This window comes from Ruegeria sp. BB1, from assembly GCF_056539465.1.
In genome coordinates this window covers 594,611-607,616 of record NZ_JBQFVB010000001.1, presented here as the reverse complement: position 1 = coordinate 607,616, position 13,006 = coordinate 594,611, and the positions used below count along the sequence as shown (strand labels likewise).

General features: G+C 56.8%; 16 protein-coding genes. 12 read left to right on the top strand and 4 right to left on the bottom strand.

Features of this window, described 5'->3' with window-relative positions; genetic code table 11:
- Positions 1 to 163 precede the first annotated feature (163 nt).
- The 7 genes from ACR0AL_RS03085 to ACR0AL_RS03055 all read left to right on the top strand — a co-directional run bounded on the left by ACR0AL_RS03085 (position 164) and on the right by ACR0AL_RS03055 (position 5,772).
- A complete protein-coding gene (locus tag ACR0AL_RS03085; protein ID WP_170348693.1) occupies positions 164 to 781 on the top strand; it encodes a 50S ribosomal protein L21 in 618 nt (205 codons plus the stop codon).
- Between the two features lie 11 nt (positions 782 to 792).
- A complete protein-coding gene (rpmA, locus tag ACR0AL_RS03080; protein ID WP_010440093.1) occupies positions 793 to 1,062 on the top strand; it encodes a 50S ribosomal protein L27 in 270 nt (89 codons plus the stop codon).
- Positions 1,063 to 1,155: 93 nt separating this feature from the next.
- Positions 1,156 to 1,764 carry a LysE family translocator gene (locus ACR0AL_RS03075; RefSeq protein ID WP_170348694.1) on the top strand — a complete coding sequence of 203 codons (609 nt, stop codon included), beginning with the start codon at positions 1,156 to 1,158 and terminating at the stop codon, positions 1,762 to 1,764.
- Positions 1,761 to 2,297, top strand: a complete 537-nt coding sequence (locus ACR0AL_RS03070; RefSeq protein ID WP_170348695.1) for a GNAT family N-acetyltransferase — start codon at positions 1,761 to 1,763, stop codon at positions 2,295 to 2,297. The genes ACR0AL_RS03075 and ACR0AL_RS03070 overlap by 4 nt, the downstream gene beginning before the upstream one ends.
- Before the next feature lie 37 nt (positions 2,298 to 2,334).
- On the top strand, positions 2,335 to 3,369 hold the full coding sequence (gene obgE, locus ACR0AL_RS03065) for a GTPase ObgE (protein ID WP_480661928.1): 1,035 nt from the start codon (positions 2,335 to 2,337) through the stop codon (positions 3,367 to 3,369).
- Entirely contained in the window at positions 3,357 to 4,463 is a 1,107-nt protein-coding gene (proB, locus tag ACR0AL_RS03060) for a glutamate 5-kinase (protein WP_170358454.1), read from the top strand. The genes obgE and proB overlap by 13 nt, the downstream gene beginning before the upstream one ends.
- Positions 4,464 to 4,509: 46 nt before the next feature.
- Positions 4,510 to 5,772 carry a glutamate-5-semialdehyde dehydrogenase gene (locus tag ACR0AL_RS03055; RefSeq protein WP_480661926.1) on the top strand — a complete coding sequence of 421 codons (1,263 nt, stop codon included), beginning with the start codon at positions 4,510 to 4,512 and terminating at the stop codon, positions 5,770 to 5,772.
- Here the strand turns inward: ACR0AL_RS03055 and ACR0AL_RS03050 are convergent.
- A complete protein-coding gene (locus ACR0AL_RS03050) occupies positions 5,769 to 6,365 on the bottom strand; it encodes a histidine phosphotransferase family protein (protein ID WP_480661924.1) in 597 nt (198 codons plus the stop codon). The two genes, ACR0AL_RS03055 and ACR0AL_RS03050, sit on opposite strands and share 4 nt — an antisense overlap.
- A gap of 42 nt (positions 6,366 to 6,407) precedes the next feature.
- On the opposite strand from ACR0AL_RS03050, the gene ACR0AL_RS03045 reads away from it, so the two are divergent.
- The 5 genes from ACR0AL_RS03045 (at position 6,408) to tsf (ending at position 10,204) form a co-directional block, all read left to right on the top strand.
- Positions 6,408 to 6,590 (top strand): DUF3553 domain-containing protein, encoded by a 183-nt coding sequence (locus tag ACR0AL_RS03045; RefSeq protein ID WP_170348700.1) that lies wholly within the window; start codon positions 6,408 to 6,410, stop codon positions 6,588 to 6,590.
- 98 nt (positions 6,591 to 6,688) lie between these two features.
- Entirely contained in the window at positions 6,689 to 7,444 is a 756-nt protein-coding gene (gene olsB / locus ACR0AL_RS03040; RefSeq protein ID WP_170348701.1) for an L-ornithine N(alpha)-acyltransferase, read from the top strand.
- Positions 7,431 to 8,285: a lyso-ornithine lipid O-acyltransferase gene (olsA, locus tag ACR0AL_RS03035; RefSeq protein WP_480661922.1), complete on the top strand. Its 855-nt coding sequence runs from the start codon at positions 7,431 to 7,433 to the stop codon at positions 8,283 to 8,285. The genes olsB and olsA overlap by 14 nt, the downstream gene beginning before the upstream one ends.
- 166 nt (positions 8,286 to 8,451) lie before the next feature.
- The gene (rpsB, locus tag ACR0AL_RS03030) at positions 8,452 to 9,252 is read left to right on the top strand and encodes a 30S ribosomal protein S2 (protein WP_170348703.1); all 801 of its coding nucleotides are present in this window, start codon (positions 8,452 to 8,454) and stop codon (positions 9,250 to 9,252) included.
- Between the two features lie 76 nt (positions 9,253 to 9,328).
- Positions 9,329 to 10,204: a translation elongation factor Ts gene (gene tsf, locus ACR0AL_RS03025; protein ID WP_170348704.1), complete on the top strand. Its 876-nt coding sequence runs from the start codon at positions 9,329 to 9,331 to the stop codon at positions 10,202 to 10,204.
- Between the two features lie 386 nt (positions 10,205 to 10,590).
- Here the strand turns inward: tsf and ACR0AL_RS03020 are convergent, their stop codons facing one another.
- From ACR0AL_RS03020 to ACR0AL_RS03010, 3 genes are all read right to left on the bottom strand, one after another.
- A complete protein-coding gene (locus tag ACR0AL_RS03020; RefSeq protein WP_170348705.1) occupies positions 10,591 to 11,346 on the bottom strand; it encodes a helix-turn-helix transcriptional regulator in 756 nt (251 codons plus the stop codon).
- Complete coding sequence (aroQ, locus tag ACR0AL_RS03015; RefSeq protein ID WP_170505288.1) at positions 11,343 to 11,792, bottom strand: type II 3-dehydroquinate dehydratase; 450 nt, start codon at positions 11,790 to 11,792, stop codon at positions 11,343 to 11,345. Before aroQ ends, ACR0AL_RS03020 begins: the two co-directional genes overlap by 4 nt.
- 93 nt (positions 11,793 to 11,885) lie before the next feature.
- Entirely contained in the window at positions 11,886 to 12,899 is a 1,014-nt protein-coding gene (locus tag ACR0AL_RS03010) for an NADPH:quinone oxidoreductase family protein (protein ID WP_480661920.1), read from the bottom strand.
- Positions 12,900 to 13,006: the final 107 nt, after the last annotated feature.

The window sequence follows — 13,006 nt, the reverse complement described above, 5'->3', positions numbered from 1 at the left end:
CATCCCGGCCGGTTCTTCCGTGCCGGGTCTCGTTATTATTGACCCAAAGGGCTTTTCCCACGGGTCGTCACACAGCCCGGAAAAAGGGCGCGCTGTTCGAGGTGGCGAAAGCCAAAACACCCAAACGGGGACCACAGAACGCGGTTTAGAAAAGGAAAGACGCATGTTTGCGGTCCTCAAGACTGGCGGCAAGCAGTACAAGGTTCAGGCGGGCGATGTGCTCCGTGTTGAAAAGCTGGCTGCCGACGCAGGTGAAAAAGTTCAATTCAACGATGTTCTGATGCTGGGCGGTGACGCACCGGTTGTTGGCGCACCCTTCGTTGAAGGCGCAGGCGTTCAGGCCGAAGTGATCGAACAGATCAAAGGTGACAAGGTCATCAACTTCGTCAAGCGTCGTCGTAAGCACAGCTCGAAGCGTACCGTTGGCCACCGTCAGAAACTGACTCTGGTCAAAATCACTGACATCCTGGCATCGGGCGCTGACAAATCGGGCATCAAAGCTGCAACTGGTTCGGCACCTGCTGGCGAAGCTGCTCCGGCGGCGAAAAAGCCTGCCAAGAAAGCTGAAGCCAAAGCAGAGGCACCTGCCGCTGCTGCTGCCGCTGATGATCTGACAGCCCTGAACGGTGTCGGTCCCGCCGCCGCCAAAAAGCTGGCCGACGCCGGTATCGAGAGCTTTGCCGCTCTGGCCGCCTTGTCGGACGAGCAGATTGCTGCTATCGACACCATCAAAGTGAAACCCGAATGGGTTGAGCAGGCCAAAGAACTGGCTAAAGGCTAAGGAGAGAGAGAATGGCACATAAAAAAGCTGGCGGTTCCTCCCGTAACGGTCGCGACTCAGCTGGTCGCCGCCTTGGCGTGAAACTGTATGGTGGCCAGGCCGCCATCGCAGGCAACATCATCGTGCGTCAGCGCGGCACCAAGTTCTGGCCGGGCGAAGGCGTAGGCATGGGCAAAGATCATACAATCTTTGCAACTGTCGACGGCGCTGTGAAGTTCCACAAAGGCCTCAAAAACCGCACCTTTATTTCGGTCCTGCCAGTGGCGGAGGCCGCAGAGTAAGCCGAAACCCATAAGGTTTGAAAATTCTTGGGGGACCGGCAGAAAATGCCGGTCCCCTTTCTCGTTTTAACGTAGTTTTGATTGAACGCACCTATGCCCGTCGCAACCACAAGTTTCCTGATTTTCGCCGCCAGTCAGGTCGGCACCCCAGGACCGGCCAATATGGTCCTGTTGGGAACTGGTGCGCGCTATGGTTTTCGGGCGGCACTTCCGTTTGTCGGGGGCGTCATTGTAGGGAAGCAATTGATCATCTGGCCTGTGGGCTTTGGCCTGCTGCAACTGGCCGATCAGGCTCCGGGCGTATTTACAGTGCTGAAATACGTGTCAGCAGCCTATATCATGTGGCTAGCCTGGAAGATCGCCAACACACGCCTGTCGCGTCAGCAGGCTGATGGCAAAGCACCCGGGTTCTTGGCTGGTTTGATCGTTCATCCCTTAAATCCAAAGGCTTGGGCGATGATCATTGCAGGGTTTACCGGGTTTGTGGCGGCAGGGACGCCCAGTATTGAGGCCACAGTAACGATTGCTCTCTGTTTGTTGTTTTGTCAGGTCATTCTTCATCCAATTTGGACATTTGCGGGCGATAGAATTGCCCACGCGGTTGAAGGACGGCCAATTGAAAAATATCTGATGTGGACGTTAGCCAGTCTCACCGTTGCGTCCGTGTTATTCGTGTTGTTCGGAGGAGGAACGCACTCATGAAGCTTGAGGCAATAATAAACCAGCCGGTCATTGAAACCGAGCGGTTCGATCTGCGACCATTGCGCCGGTCGGATTTGGGTCTCATTGAACATTATGCAGGTGATGAGCGCGTGGCGCGCATGACCACAGCAATTCCACATCCGCTGCCACCGGGTTCGACCGAAGCTTTTGTGACGCGCGCGATGTCCGAAGTACGCGATGAAGACGTCTGGGCAATGGACGCCACCAAAGATGGCGGCCCCGAGCTGATCGGCCTGATCTCGCTGACGCGTCTGGATCGCAACCAGTCCGAGGTGGGCTATTGGGTCGCGCCGGTCTATTGGAACACGGGTGTTGCCTCGATGGCGGTCGAAGCGCTGGTCAATGCCAACCCGTTGGAAAACGCCACCATGTTTGCCAGCGTTTTTCAGGACAATCCGGCCTCGGCGCGGGTGTTGACCCATTGCGGGTTTGAATATCTGGGTGATGCCGAAACCTATTCGGTGGCGCGTGATGCGAATGTGCCCACCTGGACGTATACTAAGAAACTCTGACTTGTGGCCGATGGGGCCTTTGCAGTAGGGGACACACATGAAATTTCTCGATCTTGCAAAGGTCTACATCCGGTCCGGGGCCGGAGGTGGCGGCTGCGTCAGCTTTCGGCGCGAAAAGTACATCGAATACGGCGGTCCCGATGGCGGTGATGGCGGTAAGGGCGGATCTGTCTGGGCCGAGGTCGTTGACGGGTTGAACACCCTCATCGACTTCCGCTATCAGCAGCATTTCTTTGCCAAGAACGGTCAACCCGGTCGGGGTCAGCAGCGCACCGGCAAGGACGGCGACGACATTGTCTTGCGGGTGCCGGTTGGTACCGAGATTCTGGACGAAGACGAAGAAACCGTCATCTGCGATCTGACTGAGGTCGGTCAGCGGGTTTTGCTGGCCAAAGGCGGCAATGGCGGCTTCGGCAACCTGCACTTCAAATCTGCCACCAACCAAGCCCCGCGCCGGGCCAATCCGGGGCAGGCGGGGATCGACCGCACCATCTGGCTGCGGCTGAAACTGATCGCCGATGTGGGCTTGCTGGGCATGCCCAATGCTGGAAAGTCGACCTTTCTGGCCGCAACATCCAACGCCCGTCCGAAAATTGCGGATTATCCCTTTACCACGCTGCACCCGAACCTGGGTGTGGTCGGCGTTGATAACGTCGAGTTTGTCGTGGCTGACATTCCCGGCCTGATCGAAGGCGCCCACGAAGGCCGTGGGATCGGAGATCGTTTTCTGGGTCACGTGGAACGCTGCGCCGTTCTGCTGCATCTGGTCGATGGAACGTCTGAGACCGTGGCTGATGACTATCGGACCATTATTCACGAGCTTGAGGCTTATGGCGGCGAACTGGCTGAGAAACCTCGCATTACGGTGCTGAACAAGGTCGACGCACTGGATGACGAAGAACGCGAAGCGGCTAAGGCCGAGCTGGAAGAGGCCGTCGGCGCCCCCGTCATGACAATGTCCGGTGTGGCGCATCTGGGCGTGACCGAGGTTCTGCGCGCATTGCGTACCCAGATTGACGAAAACCGCCTGCGGCAAAAGCCCGTTGAGGAGGCGAAGACGTGGCAACCCTGACCTCAGCCAAGCGTCTGGTGGTCAAGATCGGGTCCGCCTTGCTGGTGGATCGGGACACGGGCCTTTTGCGCTCGGACTGGCTGCACTCCTTGGCGCAGGACGTAGCTTGGCTAAAGGGGCAGGGAACGGACGTCATTTTGGTGTCATCCGGGTCTATCGCGTTGGGTCGCGGGGTCTTGGGCTTGCCGATGGAGGCTTTGCCGCTGGAGAAATCTCAGGCTGCCGCTGCTGTAGGTCAGATCCGGCTGGCTCGCGCGTACGAGGAGGCGTTAACGCCGCATAAGATCACTACCGCGCAGGTCTTGGTGACGTTGGAGGACAGCGCTGACCGCCGCCGCTATCTGAACTCACGCGCGACACTTGAAACTTTGCTGGGTTTGGGTGTCGTGCCTATCGTCAACGAAAACGATACGGTCGCAACGGATGAAATCCGCTATGGCGACAATGATCGCTTGGCCGCACAGATCGCTGTCACGGTGGGCGCGGATCAGTTGATACTGCTATCTGACGTGGACGGTTTCTATACCGGCAACCCGAATGAGGACGCCTCGGCCACGCGTTACGACGTGATCGAAGAAATTACGCCTAAGATCGAACAGATGGCGGGTGACGCAGGGTCAGGCCTGTCCAAAGGCGGAATGAAGACAAAGCTGCTGGCTGCAAAGATGGCGACAGCCGCCGGGTGTGATATGGCGATTACTGAAGGATCGCCGCTGAACCCTCTGAAATCACTTGAAAACGGTGCGAATTGCACTTGGTTCACCGCGACCCTGGACCCACATGCGGCCCGGAAACGGTGGATCTCGGCGATGAAACCGCGTGGTGAAATCGTGGTGGACGCCGGCGCAGCCCGGGCACTTGGCAACGGTAAAAGCCTGTTGCCTGCCGGGATCGTCGAAGTGACCGGAGACTTTGGCCGTGGCGATCCTGTGGCCATTCTGGACCCAGAAGCGCGACGCTTGGCACAGGGCCTCAGCCGCTATACCGCGCAAGAAGCAGACGCGATCAAGGGGCGAAAGTCCTCGGAAATCGAGGCAACTCTGGGTTATCCGGGCAGGGCCGTGCTGATCCATCGAGACGATTTGGCGCGGTAGCCGAGCGATGTTAGAACACCAAAAGACCGACCGAAAGGCACCTGAGATGAAGGATTTCGACAGCATCCCCACACTGATGGCCGATCTTGGAAAACGCGCCAAGAAAGCCTCGGCCGAATTGGCTTTTGCCAGCGCCGAACGGAAACATGCAGCCCTGATCGCCGCCGCTGATGCGGTTTGGGCCAACCGTGCCAGAATCATCAAGGCCAACAAGAAAGACCTGGAATTCGGTCGTGAAAAAGGTCTGAGCCCGGCAATGATGGATCGCCTGATGCTGGACGAGGCGCGCATTCAGGGCATGGTTGACGGGCTGCGCACGGTCGCGGATCAGGCTGATCCTGTGGGCGAGGTGCTGACCGAATGGGACATGCCCTCGGGACTGCATATCCAGCGTGTGCGCACGCCTTTGGGTGTGATCGGTGTGATCTATGAAAGCCGCCCCAATGTGACAGCAGATGCCGGCGCGCTGTGCCTGAAATCGGGCAACGCGGTGATCCTTCGTGGCGGGTCCGAGAGCTTTCATTCTTCGGGCGCCATCCACGCTTGCCTAGTCCAAGGGCTAAAGGCCGCAAACCTGCCCGAGGATTCCATCCAACTGGTGCCGACGCGAGACCGTGCTGCGGTTCAGGAATTGCTTACCCTGACGGATTATGTTGATGTTATCGTCCCGCGCGGGGGTAAAGGCCTGGTGGGGCTGGTGCAGCGCGAGGCGCGTGTACCTGTTTTCGCGCATCTTGAAGGCATCGTGCATATCTACATCGACAAAGCCGCTGATCCGCAGAAAACGCTGAACGTGGTGATGAACGCCAAAACCCGGCGGACCGGAATCTGCGGCGCAGCCGAATGCCTGTTGATCCATCAGGATGTGGTGGAAACACTGGGACGCGACGTTATCGCTGCGCTAATGGCCGCAGGTGTTGAGGTTCACGCCGAAGGCGCGCTGGCCCAGAATGGCACCGTGGCTGCGACGGCCGATGATTGGGGAAAGGAATTCCTCGACAGTATCATCGCGGCGAGACCGGTCGCTGATATTGACGAAGCCATCGCGCATATCCGCCTAAATGGCTCGGACCATACCGACTGCATCATGACCGAGGACGAGACCGCCGCTGCACGGTTCTTTGAACGGCTCGACAGTGCGATCCTGATGCACAATGCCTCAACCCAATTTGCCGATGGGGGTGAGTTTGGTATGGGCGCCGAGATCGGCATTGCGACCGGTAAGATGCATGCGCGTGGCCCGGTGGGTGCGGCGCAGCTGACCAGCTTTCAGTATCTTGTGCGCGGGAATGGAACGACCCGGTCTTAAAACCGGATCACAACGCGGGTTGAGGTGGTTTCCGCCGCAACCCGCCGCCCCACCGACGTGGCAGTCTTTGGCAAAAGAGCAAACTGCACCTGTGCGGGCGTGACTTTATTGGGGTATCGCCCTGTCGGCAGATTCTTCCAAAGGTCATTATCCACATTCAGCTTGTCGGCTGATCCTGTGACCGTCCAGCTTTCAACATTTTGATCGATGGTCACTTCGCCCCCAAAAGGCATGGCGTTTTCGCAGCACATCAACGCCAGAAATGCCAGTTTGACCTGATTACGCGGCACCGCCTCGGTCAGGCGCCAGTTGACGCGCACGCGGCCTGCGCGTTCGACATCCTTTAACAGTTCCGAGACCTCGGTTCGGCCTAAAGGCTGATCGCTGGCTGAACCAAACGCCACGCGGAAAAACCGAATCCGCGCCCCGGCACTGCCAACACTGCCCGAGATAAGTTCCATCTCAGGCCCCTGGACTGCGCCAACCATCTCAAGCAGCTCCAGACCGTTAGTGATCGCCCCGATGGGGCTGATCAAATCGTGACAGATCCGGGACCCGATCAACTCGGCCAGGTTGACTGTGGTGTCGCTCATGCGTACCTCCTGCTGCATCTGCCGCCGGACCGGAGCCCTCGCATGACAGACCTTAATGCTATTCTTGCACCGGGCATGTACGTCCGCCACCCCGATTACCCCGATTGGGGCGTTGGACAGGTGCAGTCCAACATCGGGGGCAAGATCACCGTGAACTTTCGCGAGCAGGGGAAAGTGGTGATTGACGGAACGCGCATCGCCCTGATGCCGGTCTTTGATCTGTGAAACTGGTTTAGGAAAGGTTAACGGCCCCGCATATCCGCTCTTGTTGCCATCCCTACGGAAACTGCGGTATCAGCGCGCAAACAAGAACGGAACCATCAATGCCGGACGCAGGCCCTTCCTTTACCGTCAAACTTGCACAGACCGAGGACGAACTGCGCGCTGCCCAACGGCTGCGCTATGACGTGTTTGTTCGCGAACTGGGCGGTGGCGGAGAGATGGTGGATCATGACGCCGGACTGGAGCGCGACAAGTTCGATCCGTATTTTGATCACATGCTGGCGATAGACGACCTGACAAGCGAAGTTGTTGGCGTTTACAGGCTATTACCGGGCGAACGTGCTGCAGAACTGGGGCAGTTTTATTCCGAAGATGAATACGATCTGACTGTTTTGAAGCAAAGCGGTCGCAAGCTGTTGGAGCTCGGCCGTTCATGCGTCCACCGTGACTATCGCGGGGGCACTGCGATGTATCATCTGTGGAACGGATTGGCGGCCTATGTAAATGAGCGTGAGATCGAAGTTCTGTTCGGTGTCGCCAGCTTTCACGGAACGGATGTTCAGGAATTGGCGCAGCCCTTGTCGATGCTGCATCACAACCATCTCGCGCCGCCTGATTTGAGGGTGAGGGCACAACCAGAAGTATTTAACTCCATGGATCTTGTTGCGCCCGCCGATCTGGATCGCCGAGCTGCGATGGTTCAGGTTCCGGCATTGATCAAGGCCTATCTTCGCCTAGGGGGTTTCGTGGGAGAAGGCGCGTTCATCGACCATTCATTCAACACCACTGATGTTTGCCTGATCCTCGATACGGCCCGCATGAACGAGCGGCAGAAACGCATCTATGGCGGGGCATAAATTGGTGAACGAACCGCTTTGGAACAGCGAGGATGAACCAGACCCCATCAAACTGGGGTTGGTGGGGTGGATGTTGGTTTTTCTCCGCGGATTACCACTGGCCGTATTGGTGTTTGGAGGTTTGCTAGTTCTATTGGTGGTGCGCTTGATCGAGCGTCCGTTGTTCGGCGTGCGCCGCCCCGTAACGCCGTTTATTTCGCAATTTGTCTGCCGCAATGCGTTTCGGATCCTCGGGATACGGTTTCGAACCTCGGGCGAATTGATGCAACAGCGCGGCGCTGTGGTTGCAAATCACACGTCATGGCTGGACATTTTCGCCTTGAATGCGCGCAAGCGCGTCTATTTCGTGTCCAAGGCCGAGGTGGCCAAATGGCCCGGTATCGGCTGGCTTGCCCGTGCAACAGGAACCGTGTTCATCGAGCGGGACCGCAAGAAAGCAAGAGAACAGACAAGAATATTCGAAACTCGCTTGAAAGCTGGTCATAAGCTGCTGTTTTTCCCCGAAGGGACGTCGACCGACGGGCAGCGTGTTTTACCTTTTAAAACAACTCTTTTCGCCGCGTTCTTCGCAGATGAATTGCGAGATTTCATGTATGTGCAGCCAGTCTCGGTTGTGTATCACGCGCCCAAAGGGCAACCCGACCGGTTTTATGGCTGGTGGGGAGATATGGATTTCGCCCCACACCTTTTGAAAACGCTGGGTGCGCGCGGGCAGGGTGCGGTTGAATTGATTTATCATGCACCGGCCAAGGTTAGCGATTTCGAAAGCCGCAAGGCGCTGGCCGCATATTGTGAAGAGGCCGTGCGCCACGCGCACGCACTGGCAGGGCTTGAAAAATAAGGGCGAAAAGCCCTTGCGCTAGCCGAAAACCTGCCGTATACGCGCGCCATTCAAACCCGCAGGCGGGGTTTGGGCTTTTTGAGGGAGACATCCTCATTAAGACCGCCGGTTGGAGCATCTGCTTCTTTCACCCCCGCCCAGGCGTAAACCGGAAAAGGAAAATAGCATGGCTCTTCCCGAGTTCACCATGCGTCAGCTGCTGGAAGCTGGCGTTCACTTTGGTCACCAGACACAGCGTTGGAATCCCCGCATGGGCCCGTTCATCTACGGCTCGCGCAATGGTATCCACATCATGGACCTGACTCAGACCGTTCCGATGCTGGATCAGGCTCTGCAAGCCGTTCGTGACACCGTCGCAAAAGGTGGCCGCGTTCTGTTTGTCGGCACCAAGCGTCAGGCAGCTCAGCCCGTCGCTGAAGCAGCTGAAAAGTCGGCTCAGTACTACATGAACCACCGCTGGCTGGGTGGCACGCTGACCAACTGGAAAACCGTTTCTCAGTCGATCAACCGTCTGAACCAGATCGACGAAGCCATGGAATCGGGTGCCGAGGGCCTGACCAAGAAAGAGCGTCTGGGCATGGAACGTGACCAGGGCAAGCTGCAGGCTTCGCTGGGCGGCATCCGCGAAATGGGCGGCGTCCCTGATCTGCTGTTCGTCATCGACGTCAAAAAAGAAGCACTGGCCATCGCCGAAGCCAACAAACTGGGTATCCCGGTTGTGGCCGTTGTCGACACCAACTGCTCGCCCGACGGTGTTGATTACATCATTCCCGGCAACGACGACGCGGCGCGCGCGATTGCGCTGTACTGCGATCTGGCCGCACGGGCCGCTCTGGACGGTATGACCGCGCAGATGGGTGCAGCAGGCGTTGATCTGGGTGCGTTCGAAGAAGCTCCGGTTGAAGAAGCCGTTGCGGAAGAAGCACCCGCAGAAGAAGCCGCGCCGGAAGCCAAAGCCGAAGCGTAAGCTGCCCGTCACCTAAATGACATATGGGGCAGGGTAGACCTGCCCCAATTCCGTTTGAATTGAGGAGAGCCAAGAGATGGCAATCACAGCAGCAATGGTTAAAGAACTGCGCGACTCGACCGGCGCAGGCATGATGGACGCGAAAAAAGCGCTGACCGAAACCGAAGGTAACATGGACGAAGCCGTTGACTGGCTGCGCACCAAGGGCCTGGCCAAGGCGGCCAAGAAATCGGGCCGTACCGCTGCAGAAGGTCTGGTCGCTGTTCACGTCAACGGTGGCAACGGTGTTGCTGTCGAAGTGAACTCGGAAACCGACTTTGTCGCGAAAAACGCCGAGTTCCAGGAAATGGTTGGCAAGATCGCGTATGCCGCAGAAGGCGTCGACAATGTCGAGGCGCTGCTGGCTGCTGATCTGGGTGGCAAGAATGTTGCGGACACCCTGACCGACAAAATCGCCACCATTGGTGAGAACATGTCGGTCCGTCGTATGGCCAAGCTGTCGGGCGACACTGTTGTGTCCTATGTCCACAATGCGGCCACCAACGGCATGGGCAAAATCGGTGTTCTGGTTGCTCTGTCTGGCGGCGATGAAGCCATCGGCAAACAAGTTGCAATGCACATCGCAGCCGTGAACCCGGCGGCCCTGTCCGAGGCAGACATGGACCCGGCTGTTGTTGAAAAAGAAAAGCAGGTTCAGATGGACATTGCCCGCGAATCCGGCAAGCCGGAGCAGGTGATCGAAAAGATGATCGTTGGTCGCATGAAGAAATTCGTCGCGGAATCCACATTGCTGAACCAGTCTTTCGTTGTGAACCCTGACCTGACCGTTGAAGCAGCGGCGAAAGAGGCAGGCGCAACCATCACCGGCTTTGTCCGTCTGGAAGTTGGCGAAGGCATCGTTGTCGAAAAAGAAGACTTCGCAGCAGAAGTTGCCAAAGCCGCACAAGGCTAAAAAAGCACTCCCGAACTCTGCAGAGTTCGGGGAGCCGAAGAAACCGGTCGCGCTAGTCGTGGCCGGTTTGTTTAGGCCACTCAAGCCATTAGCCAATAAAAAAGGACGCACTCGCGTCCTGAACCTTTCTGAAAAGGTATGAGGGGCCCCGCATGATGGGGATGGTCGAGGCCCCTCAAAATTCCGACAAACTGACGCGGACAAATAGGCGCCTTTATGTCAGAGCGATTGGAGAGCCTTGGTATTACAAAGATCCAACCAAATGTTCCCTGGCTAAAGCCACCACTCACGGAACACTCTCACTTTGCAACCAGCCCCCCAGATTGGAAAGTCATGATTTCCTTACCTAGGGTAAATTGACGCTCCTAAGCGTCAATTCTCGGACCTTAGACCTCCATAACGAACATCTGATTCTGTAGTGACGCCTTCAGAACGGCCTGAGCGGTGGTTTCCACCGACAACGCCTCGCGCGCCAATCGCAAATGTTTTTCGACCGTAGCCGATGTCAGCCCCATCAATAGGGCAATGTCCTGGGTGGTCTTGCCGTCACCGACCCATTGCAACGCTTCACGCTGGCGCTTGGTCAGCGCTCGGTTCGGCGCGTTATAGGGCAGGGTGAGGATTTTAAGATGCGCAACATTGTTCATCAGCAGGATATCGTCACCATGCTCATCCCACATCGCATCCACTTCGTCCTGGCTGGTCGCATTTCCGGCGGAAAGGGAAATCGCCCCCTTGGAACGCATCGAAACCGAGGTGAAACTGACTGTATATCCGAACGCAACGCCGTGCTTTCGATTGAATTCCAGAACGTCCAGTTCTTGCTGTGTTAATCCGCGGTTGGACACCAAATCCTGGGCAATATTCCAACTGGCGGCACCTTCGTTGCTTAGCGCCCATTTCAACATCGGAGCATGAAAATACAGGCCACCACGCAGGAATCCATCCAGATAGGACTTTCCATGATTGGTCAGAATCACGAAATCCTCTGGATCACCCAGCGATGTCTCGGTGCGGTATTGGGTGTAGCCATAGATCAGCCGATCAAACCCGTATTCGGCCATCTGACGGCAATGGGCGTCCCAAAGCTCTTCCAAAGTTTTGGTATAGCTGAGAAAGTGCAGGTATTCGCTCAGCTTCATGCAGTCGACCCGCCTTTCAGATGCGTCGCCAATCCGTCCAGAGCCATCACATAGCCTTGCGGGCCAAAGCCACAAATCTGGCCGATCGCCACCTTCGAGATATAGGACACGTGCCGGAATTCTTCGCGGGCATGGATGTTGGACAGGTGGACCTCGATCATTGGAAGTTCAACGGACGCAATCGCATCCATCAGGGCGATTGAGGTATGCGTATAAGCACCTGCATTCAGAACAATGCCGTCCTGATCCCCCTTGGCCGCGTGGATGGCATCAATCAGGGCACCTTCGTGGTTTGACTGAAAGCACGACACGTCCAGACCGATGGAAGATCCGTGGCTTACGCACAGATTCTCAACCATCTCCAGCGTGGTGCTTCCATAAACCTCGGGTTGTCGGGTGCCCAAAAGGTTCAGGTTCGGGCCATTCAAAATCAGAGCTTTGTGCATTATTTCACTGTTCCCATAACAGTTTCTTAAACGCGAACAGGTGGGAATGTCCACCGGCCAACGCGCGTATAGGGCGAGCGATTAAAGAAACCGTCAATCATGTTCAGCCCTTGCAGGCATTGTCACCACGATTTTACCAAGGGCAGAACGGTTGGCCAGATGAGTCAGAGCTTTGGAGGCAAGGTCGAACGGATACTTGGCGCTGATCCGCGGTTTTATACGAGCATCGACGTATAACTTGAACAAATCACTCACATTTTTTGAATGGCCTACAGGATCGCGCAGCACCGATGCGCCCCAAAAAACCCCTACAATTTGGCAGCTTTTCAGCAATGGCAGGTTCAGAGGTATTTTGGGAATGCCCGCCGGGAAACCGATCACAAGATATCGCCCGGCCCAGGCCATACTACGCAGCGCAGGTTCCGCATAATCTCCACCCACAGCATCATAAACGACATTTACACCTAACGGCCCTGCCAAATCTTTGATTCCCGATGAGAATTCTTTTTGTGCCTCTTTGTTCATCTCAAGGGAATAGATAAGCGTTTCATCCGCCCCCAAATCTCGGCAAAAATCCGCTTTGTCGGACGAGGAGACTGCGGCGATCACACGTGCGCCCATGGCCTTGCCCAACTCGATCGCAGCAGACCCGACCCCCCCGGCAGCGCCCAGCACCAACAGGGTTTCCCCGGGCTGCAGGGCAGCGCGGTCTTTCAACGCGTGATAAGACGTGCCGTAGGTAAAGACAAAGCAGGCCGCATCCTCGTATGGCATCGAGCCTGGGAATTTAATGGCGGTTGCAGCGGGGATTGTTAGATGTGTTGAAAACCCGCCATGCCCGGTCAGCGCCAGAACACGGTCTCCAACGTTGAACCCGGTCACACCTTCGCCAATGGCCAGAACGTCCCCGGCGATTTCACCGCCCGGCGCAAAGGGGCGGGGTGGCTTGATCTGATAGCGGTCCTGAATGATCAGTGTGTCGGGGAAATTAACGCCTGCGGCCCTAACCCCGATCAGCAATTCGCCTTTACCCGGTACCGGATCAGGCAGGCTGGTCAGCTCTAGTGTATCTGGCCCGCCCGGCGCGACGCTGAGTAAAGCTTGCATATTAATCCCGTTATCCCTGTTATTCGGATATGAGGAGCTTTGGCGCGGACCAATGAGTTGTCAAGAAATCAACCATTTCTCCAACGTGTCGACAACTACTGTACTGA